This window comes from Delftia sp. GW456-R20 (assembly GCF_001622915.1).
Lineage (GTDB): Bacteria > Pseudomonadota > Gammaproteobacteria > Burkholderiales > Burkholderiaceae_C > Comamonas > Comamonas acidovorans.
This window is the reverse complement of record NZ_LWCN01000004.1, coordinates 2,775,318-2,794,114: the sequence shown is the minus strand read 5'-3', so window position 1 is coordinate 2,794,114 and position 18,797 is coordinate 2,775,318. Positions and strand designations below refer to the sequence as shown.

Below are 18,797 nucleotides of genomic sequence, written 5' to 3'. Positions count from 1 at the left end.
ATTCCTGCGGGGTGCAGCGTCATCTGGCGTTGCTACACTTGGTTACCGACAGGCGGGCCGCATGCCGCGGCCCGGATACCGCAGGGGTTTCAACAATGACAACAACATGGAGCCGCGCGGCCTGGGCCGCGCTGGGTCTTGCATGGGCGTGCACGGCGGCGTCGCAGCCGGTCTACAAATGGGTGGACGCGGAAGGGCGCACGCATTACGGATCGCAGCTGCCCACCGACCAGGCCGATGCCGGCCAGATCAAGGTATCGCCCAATGGCAGCTCGGGCGCAGGCTCGGGCCGGTTTGGCGAGGAGCGCAACCCCGACGGCACGAAGAAGCTGCCCAAGCAGGTGCGCGAGATGGCGGACGGCGTGGCCAAGGGCCTGAGCAAGGTCGATTCGAAGGGGGTGCCGCTGAACTGCACCGCCGCCGTGGACAACATCCGCAGCCAAGTGGACACCATGGTCGAGAACGGGCAGAAGAACGTCAAGGGCGGCTACATCACCCAGGCGCAGTTCGATGCAACCGCCGGCAAGTTTCGCGAGGCGCGCACCCATGCCACGGTGGCCGACTGCCAGGCCGCCACGGGCCGCTCCAAGGCCATGTACCAGTGCATGTCCAACAGCTACAACCACCTGATCGGCTGCGCGGAAAAGCACAAGCCCTGAAGCGATCCGATTCCTCAGGTCTCCGCCCACATGCGCAGCAGGTTGTGATATTGGCCCGCGAGGCTGAGGGTTTCGTCGGTCTCGCCCAGTTTTTCGCGCAGGCGCTGGATGGTCTGGTCCATCTCGAACAGCATGGCCCGGCGTGTGTCGTCGCGCACCATGCTCTGTGCCCAGAAGAAGGCGCACACGCGCTCGCCCCGGGTGACGGGCTCCACGCGGTGCAGGCTGGTGGAGGGATAGAGGATCAGGTCGCCGGCCGGCAGCTTGACCTCGTGCGTGCCGTAGGTGTCCACCACGACCAGCTCGCCGCCGTCGTAGTCCTCGGGATCGCAGAGGAAGAGGGTGCAGGACACATCGGTGCGCATCCACTGCTGCGCGCCTGACAGGCGCCGCGCCGCACCGTCCACGTGCAGGCCATAGGTTTCACTGTCCGCATAGCGGTTGAACAGCGGCGACATGGTGCGTGCGGGCAGGGCGGCACTGAAGTACAGCGCATTGGCCGCCAGCGCCTGCTCGATGATGCGGCCCTGCTCCAGTGCCACGGGCGAGTCTTCGGGCAACTGGCGGTTGCGCTTGACCCGGCCGCCCTGGCTGCCTGCCGTGGCACGGCCATCCACCCAGTCGGCGGCGTCGATGGCTGTGCGGATGGCAGTGACCTGCTGGCGCGTGAGCACGTCGGGAATGTGCAGCATCATGGTGCGGGTCCTCCTCGCATGGAAAAAGCCCCGGCGGGGCCGGGGCGGTACAGAGATTGTCGGCGCTCTGCGCGCGGCAAGGCCGGCGCAGCGGCCCGTCTTGCATCCACTCAGAAGCGGAAGTTCGCGGACACGCGCACGGAGCGCGGCGTGCCCGGGAAATAGCGGTAGCCGCTCTTGTTGATGGCGCCCACGTATTCCTTGTCGAACAGGTTGTAGAAGTTCAGCTGGATGTCGGCATTCTTGTTGATGCGGTAGCTGGCCATGGCATCGAAGACCCAGTAGGCATCGGTGAAGTTGGGCGTGCCCACGGCGCCGTCGGTGCCACGCTTGAGTCCGCCCGAGTAGCGCGCCCCGCCAGCCAGCGTCAGGCCGAACGGGAACTGGTAGCTGGTCCACAGCGAGAAGGCGTTCTTGGGCGTGTAGGTCAGGCCGCTGGAGCCGTCCTGCGCCACGGTGGCACCCGTGTCCACCTTGGTGTTCTGGATGGTGTAGCCCGCCGTCACGCCCCAGGCCGGGCTGATCTGGCCCGTGGCGCCCAGCTCCAGACCCTGCACGATCTTCTTGCCGGTCTGTCCCACGGTGCCGTCAGGGTTGGTGACGATCTCGTTGGTGATCTCGGTGCGGAACAGCGCGCCTGTCAGCAGCAGGCGCTTGTCCATCAGCTCCCACTTGGTTCCCAGCTCGGCGGTCTTGGCCTTTTGCGGGTCCATGTTGGGGTTGTTGGCGTTGTTGGCGGCCGTGGACAGCGTGAAGTTGGCACCGCCTGGTGGCTGCTGCGACAGGGCGTAGTTCACGTACACGCTGCCATTGGGCGCAGGCTTGTAGAGGCCGCCGATCTTCCAGCTCAGCAGGGTGTCGGAGGCCTCCAGGCCCACGGCGCTGGGCAGCACGGTGCCTGCAGGATTGCTGCCGCAGGCCGGGCCGCTGCGGCCGCCGCAGACGGCGCGTGCGTCGTACTGCGTCTTGTAGCGGTCCAGGCGCAGGCCTGCGTTGGCCTGCCATTGCTCATTGAACTTGAGCGTGTCGAAGGCGTACAGCGCGAAGGTGTCGGTCGAGCCTTTGCTGTCGGCGCCGTTGCGCGACCAGTTCAGGCCGGAGCTGGGCACCTGCGGGTCATAGAGATTGGCATCGGGCCAGGCGCCTGTGGTGCCCGTGCCGTAGTTGCTCTGCTTCTCGCGCGTGATCTCCACCCCGGTGCTCAGCTCGTGCCGCACGCTGCCTGTCGCCAGCTTGGCCGTCAGGTTGGTCTGGTTGGTGACGATGTCGTTGACCTGGTTCTTGAAGGTCGGCAGGCTGCGCGCCACGGTCCAGTTGGCGGGGTTGCTGCTGTTGTTGGCGGACAGCGTCATGAAGGCCGTGAGCAGGTAGTCCTGCTTGGTGCGGCCCCAGCGCGTGGTGTTGCGCAGCGTGGTGTCGGGCGTGAAGTCGTGTTCCACGCGCAGCGTGACCATGTCGGCCGTCACGTCGTCGTGGTCGGCGCTGGTGCCGTAGAAGCGGCTGGGGTCCACGGGGCGGCCCGCGTTCAGGCGCGCGTCGGTGTTGCTGTAGCCGGGCAGGCCGATGGTGGGCACGCCGCCGTCCGGCACATTGCTTTGCTTGACGTGCAGCACGTTCAGGTAGGTGCGCGTGTCGGTGTTCAGTCCGAAGGCGAACGACGGTGCGATGCCCCAGCGGTCGTTGGCCACGCGGTCGCGGCCGGCGACGCCGGCGTCCTGCACCATGGCGTTGAGCCGGAAGGCCGCGCCGCCCATGCCGGTCAGGCTCTTGTTCCAGTCCACGGTGGAGCGCTTGTAGCTGCCCGAGCCCGCACCCAGCGAGGCGCCGAAGCTGTCGGTCAGGCTGGGCTGCTTGGTGACCATGTTGATGGCACCGGTGGGGGCACTGCGGCCGTAGTCGGTGCTGGCCGGGCCCTTGGTGACTTCCACCTGCTCGGTGTTGAACACGTCGCGCGAGATGGAGCCCACATCGCGCACGCCATCCACATAGATGCTGTTGGAGGTGTCGAAGCCGCGCATGTAGATGGCATCGCCCGTGCTGGTGTTGCCGTTCTCGCCCGCGTAGAAGGTGCCTGCGCCGGGCACGTTGCGCAGCGCCTCGGTCAGCGTGGTGGCGCCTTGTTCCTGCAGCACCTGCTCCTTGATGACGGAGATGGTCTGCGTTGTGTCCACCAGCGGCTGGGTGAATTTGGGGGAGGAGACCTGCGCGGGCTCGTAGCCGGTGCTGCGTGCGCTTTCTACCGTCACTTCCTTGAGGCTGGGCGCGGCATTGGTGCCAGGGGAAGAAGTCTGGGCCATTGCGGGCAGGCCCAGGGTGGCCAGGGCTGCGGCAGCAGCGATGAGACCGGCCGACGACGGGCGGCCAGCACCATGGTGTTTGCGGCTTTTGATGTATGTGTTGGAGTTCGCCATGTTGGAGGAGGGCGCAATGCCCGGCGCACGGGAGGGCGCCGTGGGCGGTGAATGTGCTGGCTTGCTGGTCGGATGGCGTGCAGGACGGCTCCGGTGCTGGCTGTAACAGAGGTCTATGTCTGTAGTGAAAATGATAGTGATTCTTAATAAAAATATAAGAACTATCTGATATCGCCTTGTCTGTTCGTTGCCGCTCGGCAACACCTCGCTGGCATCAGAACTTCAGCGTGGCCACGAGCCGGGCCGAGCGTGCTGGGCCCGGCATGTAGCGTGCGCCGTTGTTGTTGAGGCTGGCCACATATTTTTTGTCGGCCAGGTTGTAGACGTTCAGTTGAAGGCGCAGGTGCTTGCTGACCTCATAGGCCATGAAGGCGTCGTAGACCCAGTAGTCGCGTGTGCTGGGCATGTTGGTGGTGTCCGGCACGGCGGAATTGCTGACCAGGCGCGCCATCCTGGCCATGTAGCGTGCGCCACCACCCAGCGTCAGTCCGTTGCCGAAGCGGTACGTGGTCCAGCTGGTGAAACTGAGCTTGGGTGACCAGTTCAGGTGTGCGCCGGTCTGTGAAGACGTGCCCTGCTCAATCTTGGTGTTCATGCGTGCCAGGCCGGCCGTGACGTTCCAGGCCGGCGTAATCTGGCCGACGGCGCCCAGCTCGATCCCCTTGACCTGCTTCTTGCCATACTGGGTCACGGCACCCGTGACGTTGTCGATGGTGCCCAGGTCGTTGCGCACCGTGGTTTGGAACAGGGCGGCCGTCAGCAGCAGGCGGCGATCCAGGATGTCCCACTTGGTGCCCACTTCCAGGTTGGCGGCCTTGGAGGGGTCCATGCTGGAGTGGTTGATGTTGCCCTCCGTAGCACTGAGCGAGAAGTTGCTGCCGCCCGGCGGCTGCTGCGACGTCGAGATGCCGGCGTAGATGCTGCCGTAGTCCACCGGCTTGAATACCAGCCCCAGTTTTGTGCTTAGCAGGCTGCCGCTGCTGCTTAGTTGGCTGGTGGTCTGCGCACCCGTGGCGGCATTGGGTGCGGTGGTGTTGTCGTTGGCGCTGCGGTAGCGGTCCCAGCGCAGGCCGCCGTTGAGCTGCCACTGCGGACTGAACTCGATGCTGTCGAAGGCATACAGCGCGACGGTTCTGGTGTTGCCTTCGCTGATCTGGCCTGTGTAGCGGATGTCCTGGCCCGTGATTGGATCGTTGACGTTGGGGTCATAGAGGTTGGCGGGCGCCATGGTGCCGGCGCCCGTGCGTCCCCTGGAGGTCTGCTTCTCGTAGATCAGTTCCAGGCCCGCGCTCAGCGCGTGCTGCAGTCCGCCGGTCTTGAAACTCGATGAAAGATTGCTCTGGTTGGTGAGCAGTTGGTTGGATTGCCAGCGCAACTGGCGCGAGCGCGAGGCAGTCCAGGTGGCGGGGTCCGGGCGACCCACGGCGCTTGCGCCGCTTCCGTCGCTGACGATGCCCGAGGTGCCCGTGAGCAACTGGTCGATCTTGCTGCGTCCCACGCGCGTGATGTTGCGCACCGTGGTGCCGGGTGACAGGTCGTGCTCGAAGCGCACGGTGGCCTGGTTCAGCTCGGTCTTGCTGAAGTCGTCCAGGCTGCCGTAGAAGTTGGACGGGTCCACGGGCTGTATGTCTTTGATGCCCAGTATGGACAATGCGCGGTTGTAGAAGCCTGGAAGTCCCACGGTGGGCACGCCGCCATCGGGACGGTTGTCGTATTGCAGCAGTTGCATGTCGGCGATGAGGCGCGTGGGCGTGCCCAGCCCCAGGGCCAGCGATGGCGCCATGCCCATGCCCTGGTCGCGCACGAAGTCGCGGCCTGCGACACCACTGCTCTGGACCATGGCGTTCAGACGCAGGGCGGCGGTGTCGCCGAGCTGCCGGTTCAGGTCTGCAGTGGCGCGGTTGGTGTCGGCGGTGCCGGTGCCAAGGCGTATCTGCGACAGATCGCCCAGCATCGGCAGCTTGGTGCGCATGTTGATGCTGCCGGAAGGCGCGCCGCGCCCGTACTCGGAACCCGAGGCGCCCTTGACGATCTCGATGTCCTCGAGGTTGAAGGTGTCGCGCACCGAGCTGCCCAGGTTGCGCACGCCGTCGATGAAGATGCTGCCTGTGGTGTCGAAGCCGCGCATGAAGATGTTGTCCTTGCTGTTGGAGTTGCCGCCTTCTCCCAGCAACAGGGTCACGCCGGGCGTGTTGCGCAAGGCTTCCTGCAAGGTGGTTGCTTCCTGTTCCTCCATGACTTCCCGGCGTATCACCGACAGGGTCTGGGGCGTGTCCACCAGCGGGCGGGTGAACTTGGGGGATGCTGCCTTTTGCGCCTTGTAGCCGCCGTCATGGCGGTCGCGGACCTGGACTTCCCCGAGTGTCTGGTCCAGCGGAGCTGGCGTGGCGGGCTGCGCCTGGATCTGCATCGGCAGGCTCAGTGCCATCAGCGTGGCGGCGATGCCCACGGCATGCGGCCGTGTCGCAGCCGCGCAGTGCTTGCGGCCGGTGATGTGATTGGTGTGGTGAGCCATGCCCGCCTCCCTCGCTGTGCATGATTGGATGCTGGCTGGCGGGGCGGCTGGACGCGGAGCGCGTCATGTGGCAGGCCTGAGGCTCGCTCTGATCAGCGCAGGCACTTGGCCTGCAGTGCGATTCCCGTGGACGTCAGGAGCGCCTTTTTGCTGATCAGCGAATGCTAGTCATTGCCATTTGTGAAATCTATCAGAGCATTCTTAATTTCTTTTACGTCTATCGCAGATCTGTTTCGTTCAGGCGTTGTGAACCCATTCGCCCTCGCGCTGTGCCGCGCCCGATTGCACCAGCGCATCCACCAGCGTGCGGCTCCAGTGCTCGGCGGTTTCGTGGCTGAAATAGCCTGCATGCAGCATGCCGAAGTAGGGCGTGGCGGCCAGCCAGGCCAGCAGATCGGTGGTGCGTATGCGCTGCCAGTCCAGCAGCCGGTACTTGAGCAGCACCTTGGCCGCGTAGAGCGCGTGGCGCTCGGGTGCGCGCACAAAGCCGTCCAGGCGGCGGCGCGCCGTGTCCAGCGCGGCGGCCACGCCCGTGAAAACGCCGCCGTGGCCGGGGACGATGGTGAGCGGTGCCAGGCCTTCGATCACGTCGAGCGTGGCGGCCACCTCGTCGAAGGCGCTCAGGCCCTCGATCTCGGGGAAGACCACGCCGAAGCCGTTTTCCCAGAGCGCGTCGGCCGAGATCAGGGTGCGGCTGGCGGGCTCGAACAGGATGATGGAGTGCGGATCGTGCCCGGGCGCGGCATGGATCTGCCAGTCGCGTCCCGACAGCCGCACGCTGGTGCCGGGCTGCAGCACACCGGTCAGCGCAAATTGCGGGCATTCCTGGCCGGTGGGCGTGTAGCTCAGTGCAGCAGGGTTCCAGTCGCGCACGAAGGCGGCCTGGCCCGGTGCGGCGTAGGTTCTGGCCTGCGGCCAGTGCGCCTGCAAGGCAGCATTGCCGCCGCAGTGATCGCTGTGCAGATGGGTGTTGAGGATGCGTGCCAGCGGTTGGCCGGCCAGCGTCTGCTCGACCAGCAGCACGGTCTGCCCGGCATGGCTGACGTAGCCGGTATCGACCACGGCAGCGCCGTCGTCCTGCGGGTCGTCCACAGGGACATCGGCATCGGCGGCGAAGACGATGTTGTTGGCCGACAGCCAGCCGCGCTCCAGCACGGTCATGCCGGGGGGCAGCGCGGCGCTGTCGCTGGTTGGGGCGGAGGTTGTCATGAGGAGGCGGGGCGGTTTTTGCCCGAGGCTAACAGCCGCAGGCAGCCACGGCTGACGCGTGGGCTACAGCTGCGGCCGTGCGGGTTTCAGGCGGGATCGCGCAGGGCGCGCCTGAGGATCTTGCCTACGTTGGTCTTGGGCAGTTCGTCGCGGAACTCCACCGTGCGCGGGCGCTTGTAGCCGGTGAGCTGGTCATGGCAAAAGCGCATCACCTGGTCCTCGGTCAGTGCCGGGTCGCTGCGCACCACGTAGACCTTGATGGCCTCGCCCTGGCGCTCGTCGGCCACGCCCACGGCTGCGCATTCGAGCACGCCGGGGCACATGGAGATCACGTTCTCCAGCTCGTTCGGATAGACGTTGAAGCCGCTGACCACCATCATGTCCTTCTTGCGGTCGATGATGCGGGTGAAGCCCTCCTGGTCCATCACGCCGATGTCGCCGGTGCGCATGTAGCCGTCGGCCGTGAAGGCCTTGGCGGTTTCGTCGGGCTGGTTGTAGTAGCCGCGCATGACGTTGGGGCCCTTGATGCACAGCTCGCCGGCCTCTCCCATGGGCAGGTCGCGGCCTTCGTCGTCCTTGATGGCGATGGAGATGCCCGGCAGCGGCAGGCCGATGGTGCCGCTGAAGGAGGTGGTGATGACGGGGTTGTTGGTGCCGATGGCGCAGGTCTCGCTCATGCCCCAGCCTTCGATCATCACGCTGCCCGTGACCTGCTGCCACTGGCGCGCCGTGCCCTCGCTGGCGGCCATGCCCCCGGCCTGCGACACGCGCAGTTGCGAGAAGTCCAGTTCGCGGAACTGGGCGTTGTTGAGCAGGGCGTTGAACAGGGTGTTGACGGCCGGCAGGATGTGGAAGGGCCGTTTTTGCAGCACCTTGACGAACTTGGGGATGTCGCGCGGATTGGGGATCAGGCTCAGGCTGGCGCCCATGCGCATGGCAAACAGGCTCACCGTGAGCGCGAAGATGTGGTACAGCGGCAGCGCCGCGATGATGTGCGTGTCCTGGGCCTTTACGCGGCCATGCAGCGCGGGCGTGAACCAGGCATGGGCCTGCAGTGTGGCGGCCACGATGCAGCGGTGGGTGAGCACGGCGCCCTTGGACAGGCCCGTGGTGCCGCCCGTGTACTGCAGAAAGGCCACCGAATCCAGCCCCGCCTGGCTGGGCCGCAGCTCTTTCTGGGCGCCGCGCGCCAGCGCCTGGGAAAAGGTCGTGACCTCGCGCACCGTGCCGCCCGCGCCGTCCAGCGGCAGGCTGTAGGCCGGCACCATCTTGGCCAGGTGGCGCACGGCGAAGGTGATCCAGCTGCCGTACATGCCGCCCAGCAGATCGCCCATGGCCGTGACGCAGACATGGCGTATGGCGCTGCGCTCGATCACGTCGGCCAGGGTGTGGGCGAAGTTCTCCAGGATGATGATGGCCGTGGCGCCCGAGTCCTTGAGCTGGTGCTCCAGCTCGCGCGGGGTGTACAGCGGATTGACGTTGACGCAGGTGTAGCCGGCGCGCAGCACGGCCGCCATGCTCACGGCGAACTGCGGCACATTGGGCAGCATGATGGCCACGCGCGCATCGGGCTCCAGGCCCAGCCCCTGCAGCCAGGCGCCCAGGCGGGTGGACAGCTGGTCCAGCTCGCGGTAGCTCATCCAGCGGTCCATGCAGACCGAAAAGGGCAGGTCCGCATGCTGGGTGAAGGCCTCCTCCAGCAGGTGTGTGAGCGAGCGGTATTGCTCGGGATGCACCTCGTGAGGCACATCGGCGGGATAGTTCTTGAGCCAGGGCGCAGCGTCCATGCAGGGTACCTTGGGTTGCTGGGAAGACAGGGGGACAGCGAAGTTGCAGGCGCCGGTCGGGCGGCCACCGCTGCGGCCGATTCTGGTCAGGCGGGTGCTTTGCGGTCTACACGGGGTTGTCCTAGGGCCTGTGCTACGTTGGCTTCTTTTTTCATTGGGGACGGGCTGCCGTGAACGCACGCATTCTGCAAATGGTGTCGCTGGGCACGCTGGCGGGCGCCGCGGCCTGGCTGGCATGGTGGTGGCCGCGGTCACCCGAGCTGGCGCTGGCGGGGGCGCTGCTGGGCCTGTGCTGGCCGGGCCTGCACCTGGGCCTGCAGATGCTGCTGATGCGACGCGTGGTGCGCAAGGCGGGTGCGCCCGTGCCGTCATGGCGCACGGTGGCGGCGGCCTGGCTGGCCGAGTGGCGGTTGGCCGTGCAGGTGTTTGGCTGGCGGCTGCCGTTTCGCGCCCGTGCCCAGGCCGATGGCTGGCCTGAGGGCGGCACCACCGGCCAAGTGGGTGCGATGGGCCAGGTGGGCGTGGTGCTGGTCCACGGGTTCTTCTGCAACCGCGCGGTCTGGGCGCCCTGGCTGCGGCGGCTCAAGAAAGGCGGCATTGCCTGCGCTGCCATGACGCTGGAGCCGGCGCATGGCGCATCCATCGACGCCATGGTGGCCGACCTTGACGCCTGCGCGCGCCGCATGGCCCAGGCCACGGGGCGCGCTCCGCTGATCGTGGCGCACAGCATGGGTGGACTGGTGGTGCGGGCCTGGCTGGGGCAACTGTCGACGCAGGAGCGCCCGCAACTGGCGGCCCATGTGGTGACGCTGGCCACGCCGCACCGTGGCACCTGGATGGCGCGCTTCGCCCATGGCCTGCCGGCGCTGCAGATGCGCACGGACAGCCCCTGGTTGCAGCGCCTGGGGCCGCCGCCCTCGGACGTGCCCTTCAGCTGCTGGTGGAGCTGCTGCGACAACATCGTCTTTCCATTCCCCGTGGCCACGCTGCCGGGGCAGGATGCGCACCGCCTGGACGATGTGGCCCACGTGCAGCTGGTGTTCGACGAGCGCGTCTGGCGCTTTTGCCTGGCGCTGCGCGAGCGGCTTCAGGCTGCAGATTCCTGCAGCGCCGATTCCTACAGAGCGACCTCGCCCGGCAGCAGCGCATCTGCCGCGACGGTGGGCTGATCGCGCAACTGGCGGTACAGCGGCTCGAAATCGGCGGCCGTGAGGTCGAACAGCTGCTGCAGGTCGTCGATCACGAAGTAGGTGTGCTGGTAGCTGTCGATCTTGTAGAGCGTGCGCATGGCGCGCTCCAGCGACAGCGGCAGGCGCTGCGGCTCGGGGCTGCGCACCGAGTAGTTGAGTTCGCCCGATGAACTGAGAATGCCCGCGCCATAGGCGCGCAGGCCGCCCTGTTCGCGGATCAGGCCGAATTCGATGGTGTACCAGTACAGGCGCGACAGCATCTCGCAGGCGCCCAGCTCGGCCGCCTTGAGCCCGCCCTGGCCGTAGGCCTGGATGTAGTCGGCGATGACGGGGTTGAACAGCAGCGGCACATGGCCGAAGAGGTCGTGGAAGACATCGGGCTCGACGATGTACTCGAACTCCTCGGGCTTGCGGATCCAGTCCGTGACCGGGAATTTGCGGTTGGCCAGCAGCGAGAAGAAGGGCACTTCGGGAATCAGCCCGGGCACGCCGACGATCTCCCAGCCCGTGGCGCGGCGCAGGCGCTCGTTGACTTCCTCGAAGCGCGGAATGCGGTCCTTGGCGCCCAGCGAGGGCAGGGCGTCGATGAAGTGCTGGCTTGCCAGGCCCGGCAGCAGGGCGGACTGGCGCTCGTACAGGCGCCGGTAGGTGTCGTGGTCGGCCTCGGTGTAGGCGTCGTAGTCCTGCGCGCAGGTGTAGTCGTCGCTGGCGCGGCTGTAGTCGCCGCGCGGGGGGCGGTCGGCCTGGCCGTAGACCACGGGTGCCACACCGGGGGCGTGGGCGGGGGCGTGGGACGAGGTGGGGGTCGCTGCGGTGCTCATCATGGTGCTCTCCAAGGATCTTGTCATTGCCGCCCCGGGCCGGGGGCAGGCAAGGCACCTGCGCGGCTCAGAGCTGGCGGATTCGGGCGGCCTGTACCAGCAGGCCGTATTTGCTGTGCTCGGAACGCACAAAGCGCGCGAACTCCTGCAGTTGCAGCTCTTCGGGCAGCACGCCCATGGCGGACAGGGTGTCCTGCACCGGGCGGCTGCGCATGGCCTGCGAGAACGCGGCGGCATGGCGCTGCGCCTGTTCCGCGGGCCAGCTGGCCGGCGCAAACAGGCCGAACCAGTTGGCCATGTTGAAGCCCTGCACCGTGTCGTTGAGGCTGGGCACCTCGGGCAGCAGGGGCGCGCGCTCCAGCGTCGTCACGGCCAGGGCCTGCAGCCGCCCTGCGCGGATATGCGGCAGCGAAGACGCCAGGCTGTCGAACAGCAGGTCGGCCGAGCCGTCGAGCAGGGCCGACAGTGCCGGCTGCGTGCCGCCGAAGGGCAGGTGCAGCAGCGGCAGCCGCGTGAGCATCTGGTACATCTCGCCCGACAGGTGGCCGCTGCTGCCCGGCCCGCCCGAGGCATAGCGCAGCGGCTGGCGGTGCTTGGCAAGAAAGCGCTGCAGGTCCAGCGGCGTGCGTATGCGCCACTGGCGTGCCAGATCGCTGCGCATGACCAGCACATTGGGCATGCGCGCCACCAGCACCAGCGGCTGGAAGTCGCGCAGCGGGTCGTAGCCCAGCTGGGGCTGAAGCCAGGGCAGCACGGCATGGGTGGCGGCCGCGCCCATCAGCAGCAAGCGGTCCTGGGCGGTGGCCTGGGCGACCATGTTGGAGCCCTTGGCGCCGCCGTCGCCCGGCACATAGAGGATTTGGATGGCTCCCAGCTTCGCGGTGCTGGCCTCGACCAGCGGCCGTGCCGTGCGGTCCAGCGGGCCGCCGGCCGCATAGGGAACGATCAGGGTCAGGGAGTCGGACTTCGCATCGCGCGTCTGGGCGGCGGATGGCTGCTGGGCCTGCGCCGCCGCAGGCAGCCAGGGCAGGGCGGCCAGTGCTGCCAGCAGGCTGCGCCGCGCCAACCGGGCCGACGGCTGCGGGCCGGCTGGCGCAGGCGCACGGGCATGGCGTGACATGGCGCGGTTGGCGTCGTGGCGGGGCGTCATGGCGTGAAGCGAAATGGAGGCGATCCCCGCAGTATAGGCAGCGTGGGCAGGCCGGAAGGCGTGGACGATGCATGTCCCGTTGGCGCTTGACTGTTTGCGCGCAGGCCTGGGCGGCAGCCTGGTTCAGCGGGGCATTCATGGGGATCTCCGGCCAGTTCAGTGCAGGACAGTCGGACGGGCGCCATGGCCGGCGCCTGCGTCTTCTCGATCGGTGCTGTCACTGTAGGCGGGAGGGGCTTCAGCTTTTTGCCGTTTGCCCGTGGAGGGAAAATGCGAAATGCATGAAAATTGCGGAATTCTTTCGTTTATCGCAATTTAACTGGTTAATTCGGGTTAACCCTGAAGAAATCCGTACTTATTTACGAGTCCACCGCCATGAGCGCCACGCACAACATCGACAAACTGGATCGGGCCATTTTGCGCCGCCTGCAGGCCAACGGCCGGGAAACCTATGACGTCATCGGGGAGCAGGTCGGCCTGTCTCCCAGCGCCGTGCTGCGCCGGGTCAAGCGCCTGGAAGACGGCGGTGTGATCGATCGCTACGTGGCCCTGGTCCAGCCCGAGACGGTGGGCCTGGGGCTGACCGCCTATCTCAACGTGCGCCTGGAAAAGTACACCGAGACCAGCAAGCGCAACCCCATGGACGTGTTCCGCGCCAGCGTGCAGACTTGGCCCGAGGTGGTGGAATGCGTGTCACTGACCGGCGAAATGGACTACCTGATGCGCGTGGTCGTGGCCGATATGCAGCACTACACGCGCTTCGTCATGGACACCTTGCTCAAGCACCCCAGCGTGCAGGACTGCAAGACCAGCTTCGTGATGGACCGGGTGAAGGTGACCACGGCGGTGCCTCTGTAGCCACGAAGGCTCGGACAGGGGCCTGGCCGTCGAGAGGTGCAGGGAGGGAAAATTGGTTTGCATGCCAAAACCTTACGGTTTTGTTGCATTGCAATATCTCCGTTGCTCGACATCGGGTTTTTACCTATATTTGAGCCATGAATGCATCCAAAGACTGGTTGAAGGCGTCCTGGCAGGCCGGCCGGGACATGTTGCGTGCGAGCGCAGGCCAGCCGCACCGTCCCGATGGGCGCTCCGCGTCCATGGTGCCCATTCGTTCGCTGGGCCCGTCCCACCGCGAGCGCGTGGTGGCGCATTTGCTCAAGCTCGATGAAGGCGACCGCTACCTGCGCTTCGGCTATGCCGCCAGCGACGAGCAGGTCCGCCGCTATGCCATGCAGCTCGACTTCGAGCGCGATGACATCTTCGGCATCTACAACCGCCGTCTCGAACTGATCGCCATGGCGCACCTGGCCTTTGCCTCGCATCCCGAGCACAAGAGCTGCGCCGAATTCGGCGTCTCCGTGCTCAAGCAGGCACGTGGCCGTGGCTATGGCGGGCGCCTGTTCAACCGCGCCGTGATCCATGCACGCACCAAGGGCGTGTCCATGATGTTCATCCACGCGCTGTCGGAGAACACGGCCATGCTCAGGATTGCGCGCAAGGCCGGCGCCACCATCAAGCGCGATGGCTCCGAATCCGAGGCCTACCTGCAACTGCCGCCCGCCGGCATCGACACGCACATGGCGTCTCTGATGACCGAGCACATCGGCGAGGTGGACTACCAGTTCAAGAAGCAGGCCAAGCAGTTTTGGGATTTCCTGGCCGACGTGCAGGAAATCCGCCGTGGCGTGCAGGATGGCCGCCACCAGGCCGGCGAATAAGCGCAAAACGCCGCAAGGGAATTGGCGCAGCGCATGCAGGGGTGACGGAGCAATCCGCTATCCTTGCAGCTTGTTTCACTACCGCACGTCCTGCACTCCAAGACAGTGTCCGACCCCCATCCTGCGCGCTCTTCCGAGAAGGAAAGCAAGCGAAGCTTCCTGCAAAAGGTGGCCGAGTTCATTCACCCGGCCCCCGACTCTCCCGACGAGCTGATCGAGACCCTGGCCGACGCCGAGGACAATCAGGTCATCGGCCCCGAGTCGCGCGTCATGCTCGAACGCGTGATCCGCATGGCCGACATGACGGCCGGCGACGTCATGGTCGCAGCCCCTCGCATGGACCTGGTCAACATCGACGCGCCGTTCGATGAATTGCTGCACCAGGTCATCACCACGGCCCATTCGCGCTTCCCGGTCTACCAGGGCGAGCGCGAGAACATCATCGGCATCCTGCTGGCCAAGGACCTGCTCAAGCTGCAGCGTTCGCCGGACCTGAACATCCGCGCCCTGCTGCGCCCCGCCGCCTTCGTGCCGGAGAGCAAGGGCCTGAACGATCTGCTGCGCGAATTCCGGGGCAACCGCAACCACCTCGCCGTGGTCATCGACGAGTTCGGCCGCGTGGCGGGCCTTGTGACCATCGAGGACGTGCTGGAGGAAATCGTCGGCGAGATCGAGGACGAGTTCGACATCCCCGAGGACGAGGGCGACATCTTCGCCCTGGCCGACAACAGCTACCGCGTGGCGGGCGACACCACCATCGAGCATGTCAACGAGACCTTCGAGGTCGCCCTGCATGCCCGCGATCCCGACGATGAGTTCGACACCATCGGCGGCCTGATCGCCCACGAAATGGGCCATGTGCCCAAGCGCGGCGAGCAGATCCATCTGGCGGGTCTGGAATTCACCGTGCTGCACACCAAGGGCGGCGCCGTGCGCTGGTTCAAGGTGGTGCGCGATCCCGCCGCCGACAGCCTGCTGCGCAGCTGAGGCTGCGCCTGAACCTGCCCTTGGCTGGACCTCTCTCACCCGAGACCTACCTCTTTTTGCGCACAACCGGCCGATGCCCCTGTCCAGTTCTTCCGCTTTCTCGCAAGACGGCCGGCGCATGGGCCGGTTCGCCCAGGGCATGCTGCTGCTTGTCGCGGGTGCGGCACAGGCCCTGTCACTGGCCTGGCCCTGGGCGCGCGGGCAAGGTGACGGGCCGCTGAGCCTCATCGGCGGCTATGGCCGCCCGCTGTGGTGGCTGCAGATTCTGTCGCTGGCCGTGCTGGCGCGCGCCCTGCAGACGGCGCAGCGTCCGGCCCAGGCGGCAGGGCGTGCCATGCTGTTCGCCACGGCCTGGCTGGTGGCCACCTTCTGGTGGCTGTTCATCTCCATGCATGTCTATGGCGGCCTGCCTGCGCCGCTGGCCGTTGCCGCCGTGCTGGCGCTTGCGGCGTTTCTGGGCAGCTACTACGCGGTGGCAGCCTGGGGCTGGCAAAGGCTGCGCCCTGCTGGTGCGGCGGGTGGCGCGCTGCTGTTTTCCGCCGTCTGGTTGCTGGCCGAACTGGCGCGTGGCTGGCTGTGGACCGGCTTTCCCTGGGGCGCGGGCGGTTATGCCCATGTGGAAGGTCCCTTGTCCGTGCTGCCGCGCTGGATTGGCGTCTATGGCACGGGGGCCGTGGCGGCCTGGCTGGCATATGGGCTGTCGTATGGGTTGGCTGCCTTGCTGGACAGACAGGGTCTCCGGCCCGTCCGCCTGGTGGCCACTGCAGTGGCGCTGGTCCTGGCCTGGGGCGGGCTGTGGTGGCTTCGCGATGCCGCCATCAATGCACCGTCGGCCGAACGGTCGGCGCTGAGCGTGGCCTTGCTGCAGGGCAATATCCCGCAGGATGAGAAATTCGAGGCCGGCAGCGGCATTCCTCTGGCGCTGGGCTGGTACGGGCGCGAGCTGCGCGCGGCCACCGCGCAACTGGTGGTGGCGCCTGAGACGGCCGTACCCCTGCTGCCCCAGCAACTGCCCGAGGAATACCTGGACCTGCTGCGCGAACCGTATCTGAAGAAGGACGGCCGGCAGGCAGCGCTGCTGGGAATTCCCCTGGGGTCGGAAGAGGCCGGTTACACGAACTCGGTCGTGGGCTGGCAGCCCGGCCAGATCCAGGACTACCAATACGACAAGCACCATCTGGTGCCCTTCGGGGAGTTCATCCCGCCGCTGTTCCGCTGGTTCACGCAGATGATGAACATACCGCTGGGCGACTTCAACCGCGGCGCGCTGGGCCAGCCCTCCATGGCCTGGGCCGGCGAGCGTCTGTCGCCCAACATCTGTTACGAGGATTTGTTTGGCGAGGAGCTGGGTGCGCATTTTGGCAACGCGGCGACGGCGCCGACGGTGCTGGTGAATTTCAGCAACATCGGATGGTTTGGCGACAGCGTGGCCATCGACCAGCATCTGGCCATCAGCCGCATGCGCGCGCTGGAATTCGAGCGCCCCATGCTGCGCGCCACCAACACCGGCGCCACAGTTGCCATCGACCACCGGGGTGTGGTCACGCAGGCGCTGGTGCCTTACGAGCGCGCCGTGCTGCAGGCCAGCGTGCAGGGGCGCGAGGCCTTGACGCCATTCGCGCGCTGGGTGCACGCGGCAGGTCTGGTGCCGCTGTGTCTGGCTGCTTTGGCGGTGCTGGCGGTGGCGTGGATCAGGCGCCGCAAGCGGCCGGTCCAGGGGCTGTAGCCAAGGCCCGCGACCTGGGTCGGCGTGGCTTTTGTGGCAGAGTTTTGATGCGGCCTCGGGGTTTTGTTGCAGTCTGGCAACGTTCAACCCCGATAATGCGCGGCTGCATGGTCCGCTGCGGGCCGCACCCATTCAGAGATAGAGGTGGCGTCAGTGCCGCCGTGGAGCAAGTTAGACAATGGCCGATTCTTTTTCGTATGAGCAACTGATCGCTTCGGGCGAAGGCAAGCTGTTTTCCGCAGACAGCGGACGTCTTCCCCTGCCTCCCATGTTGATGTTCGACCGCATCACGCACATCGACACCGATGGTGGCGCCCACGGCCTGGGCAAGATCGTCGCCGAACTCGACATCAAGCCTGATCTCTGGTTCTTCGACTGCCATTTCCGGGGCGATCCCGTCATGCCCGGCTGCCTGGGCCTGGACGCCATGTGGCAGTTGATCGGCTTTTACCTGACCTGGCTGCGCCTTCCCGGCCGCGGCCGCGCCCTGGGCGCCGGCGAGGTCAAGTTCACGGGCGAAGTGGGTCCTGACGTCAAGCTGGTGACCTACGAAATCAACATCAAGCGCGTGATCAAGCGCAAGCTCAACATGGCCATCGGCGATGCACGCCTGCTGGCCGATGGCAAGGAAATCTACGTGGCCAATGACCTGCGCGTGGGTCTGTTCCTGCGCGAGGGTGAAGGCCAGGGAACGGCAGCATGACCAAACGTCGCGTAGTCATCACCGGCGCGGGCATTGTCTCGTGCATCGGCAACGACCTCGATACCGTGGAGACCTCGCTGCGCGAGGGCCGCACGGGCATCAAGGCCATGCCGAAGTTCACCGAACTGGGCATGCGCAGCCAGGTGGCCGGTGTGCCGGAGATCGACGTCGAGGCACGGATCGATCGCAAGCAGCTGCGCTTCATGGGCGATGCGGCAGCCTATGCGCAGATCGCGCTGGAAGATGCCATCGCCCAGGCCGGCCTCATGCCCGAGCAGGTCAGCCATCCGCGCACGGGCCTGATCATGGGCTCGGGCGGCGGCTCGCCGGCCAACCAGATCGAGGCGGCTGACACATTGCGCGAGAAGGGCATTCGCCGCGTCGGTCCCTACCAGGTCACGCGCTGCATGAGCTCCACGGTGTCGGCCTGCCTGGCGACCAATTTCAAGGTCAAGGGCATCAACTACTCCATCACCTCGGCCTGCTCCACCTCGGCGCACTGCATCGGTGCGGCAGCACAGCAGATTGCCTGGGGCATGCAGGACGTGATGTTTGCCGGTGGCGGCGAAGAGCTGTCCTGGGGCATGGCCCTGCTGTTCGACGGCATGGGCGCCATGTCCAGCAAGCACAACGACCAGCCGGAAAAGGCTTCGCGCGCCTATGACGCCAACCGCGACGGTTTCGTGATCGCAGGCGGCGGCGGTGCCGTGGTGCTGGAAAGCCTGGAGCACGCCCAGGCCCGGGGTGCGAACATCCTGGCCGAAGTCGTGGGCTTTGGCGCCACCAGCGATGGCGAGGACATGGTCGCGCCCTCGGGCGACGGAGCCATCGCCTGCATGCAGCAGGCCCTTGAAGGCATCGAAGGCGGCGTGGACTACATCAACACCCACGGCACCTCCACGCCCGTGGGCGACATGCAGGAAGTGCGCGCCATGCGCGCGCTGTTCGGCGACCAGGTGCCGCCGTTCTCCTCCACCAAGTCGCTGACCGGCCACTCGCTGGGCGCGACCGGCGTGCAGGAAGCCATCTACTGCATGATCATGATGAACAAGGGCTTCATCGCAGGCTCGGTCAACGTGGACACGCCCGATCCGGCACTGGGCGACATGCCCCTGGTCACCCGCACGCGCGATGCCCGACTGAACACCGTGCTGTCCAACAGCTTCGGCTTCGGTGGCACGAACGCCTCGCTGGTGCTGCGCCGCTGGCAGGGCCAGTGAACA

15 protein-coding genes are annotated in these 18,797 nt (G+C 66.5%); 8 read left to right on the top strand and 7 right to left on the bottom strand.

Annotation, left to right across the window (positions count from 1 at the left end; translation table 11 throughout):
- The first annotated feature begins 95 nt into the window (after positions 1–95).
- On the top strand, positions 96–659 hold the full coding sequence (locus A4F85_RS17775; protein WP_063327324.1) for a DUF4124 domain-containing protein: 564 nt from the start codon (positions 96–98) through the stop codon (positions 657–659).
- Positions 660–673: 14 nt separating this feature from the next.
- Here A4F85_RS17775 and A4F85_RS17770 read toward each other — a convergent pair whose 3' ends face one another.
- The 5 genes from A4F85_RS17770 to A4F85_RS17750 form a co-directional block, all read right to left on the bottom strand.
- On the bottom strand, positions 674–1,354 hold the full coding sequence (locus tag A4F85_RS17770; RefSeq protein WP_063327323.1) for a Fe2+-dependent dioxygenase: 681 nt from the start codon (positions 1,352–1,354) through the stop codon (positions 674–676).
- A gap of 110 nt (positions 1,355–1,464) precedes the next feature.
- Positions 1,465–3,765, bottom strand: a complete 2,301-nt coding sequence (locus A4F85_RS17765) for a catecholate siderophore receptor Fiu (protein ID WP_063327322.1) — start codon at positions 3,763–3,765, stop codon at positions 1,465–1,467.
- Positions 3,766–3,979: 214 nt separating this feature from the next.
- On the bottom strand, positions 3,980–6,280 hold the full coding sequence (locus A4F85_RS17760; RefSeq protein ID WP_063327321.1) for a catecholate siderophore receptor Fiu: 2,301 nt from the start codon (positions 6,278–6,280) through the stop codon (positions 3,980–3,982).
- A 237-nt stretch (positions 6,281–6,517) separates the two neighbouring features.
- Positions 6,518–7,489: an MBL fold metallo-hydrolase gene (locus A4F85_RS17755; RefSeq protein ID WP_063327320.1), complete on the bottom strand. Its 972-nt coding sequence runs from the start codon at positions 7,487–7,489 to the stop codon at positions 6,518–6,520.
- Positions 7,490–7,575: 86 nt separating this feature from the next.
- Positions 7,576–9,276: an AMP-binding protein gene (locus tag A4F85_RS17750; RefSeq protein WP_034390222.1), complete on the bottom strand. Its 1,701-nt coding sequence runs from the start codon at positions 9,274–9,276 to the stop codon at positions 7,576–7,578.
- A gap of 170 nt (positions 9,277–9,446) precedes the next feature.
- Between A4F85_RS17750 and A4F85_RS17745 the strand changes: the two genes are divergently transcribed.
- A complete protein-coding gene (locus A4F85_RS17745; protein ID WP_063327319.1) occupies positions 9,447–10,445 on the top strand; it encodes an esterase/lipase family protein in 999 nt (332 codons plus the stop codon).
- Here A4F85_RS17745 and phhA read toward each other — a convergent pair.
- Both phhA and A4F85_RS17735 read right to left on the bottom strand, forming a co-directional pair.
- Positions 10,394–11,290: a phenylalanine 4-monooxygenase gene (phhA, locus tag A4F85_RS17740; protein ID WP_063327318.1), complete on the bottom strand. Its 897-nt coding sequence runs from the start codon at positions 11,288–11,290 to the stop codon at positions 10,394–10,396. The two genes, A4F85_RS17745 and phhA, sit on opposite strands and share 52 nt — an antisense overlap.
- 64 nt (positions 11,291–11,354) lie before the next feature.
- Positions 11,355–12,437: a Bug family tripartite tricarboxylate transporter substrate binding protein gene (locus A4F85_RS17735; RefSeq protein ID WP_081816118.1), complete on the bottom strand. Its 1,083-nt coding sequence runs from the start codon at positions 12,435–12,437 to the stop codon at positions 11,355–11,357.
- A 375-nt stretch (positions 12,438–12,812) separates the two neighbouring features.
- Between A4F85_RS17735 and A4F85_RS17730 the strand changes: the two genes are divergently transcribed.
- The 6 genes from A4F85_RS17730 (at position 12,813) to fabB (ending at position 18,794) form a co-directional block, all read left to right on the top strand.
- Entirely contained in the window at positions 12,813–13,295 is a 483-nt protein-coding gene (locus tag A4F85_RS17730; RefSeq protein ID WP_012203199.1) for an Lrp/AsnC family transcriptional regulator, read from the top strand.
- 137 nt (positions 13,296–13,432) lie between these two features.
- Positions 13,433–14,158 carry a GNAT family N-acetyltransferase gene (locus A4F85_RS17725; protein ID WP_013804260.1) on the top strand — a complete coding sequence of 242 codons (726 nt, stop codon included), beginning with the start codon at positions 13,433–13,435 and terminating at the stop codon, positions 14,156–14,158.
- Positions 14,159–14,263: 105 nt separating this feature from the next.
- Positions 14,264–15,145 (top strand): HlyC/CorC family transporter, encoded by an 882-nt coding sequence (locus A4F85_RS17720; protein ID WP_013804259.1) that lies wholly within the window; start codon positions 14,264–14,266, stop codon positions 15,143–15,145.
- 73 nt (positions 15,146–15,218) lie between these two features.
- Positions 15,219–16,871, top strand: a complete 1,653-nt coding sequence (lnt, locus tag A4F85_RS17715) for an apolipoprotein N-acyltransferase (protein WP_082848231.1) — start codon at positions 15,219–15,221, stop codon at positions 16,869–16,871.
- A 178-nt stretch (positions 16,872–17,049) separates the two neighbouring features.
- Complete coding sequence (gene fabA, locus A4F85_RS17710; protein ID WP_012203203.1) at positions 17,050–17,574, top strand: bifunctional 3-hydroxydecanoyl-ACP dehydratase/trans-2-decenoyl-ACP isomerase; 525 nt, start codon at positions 17,050–17,052, stop codon at positions 17,572–17,574.
- Positions 17,571–18,794, top strand: coding sequence for a beta-ketoacyl-ACP synthase I (fabB, locus tag A4F85_RS17705; RefSeq protein WP_063327316.1), 1,224 nt, complete (start codon positions 17,571–17,573; stop codon positions 18,792–18,794). The genes fabA and fabB overlap by 4 nt, the downstream gene beginning before the upstream one ends.
- Positions 18,795–18,797 lie beyond the last annotated feature (3 nt).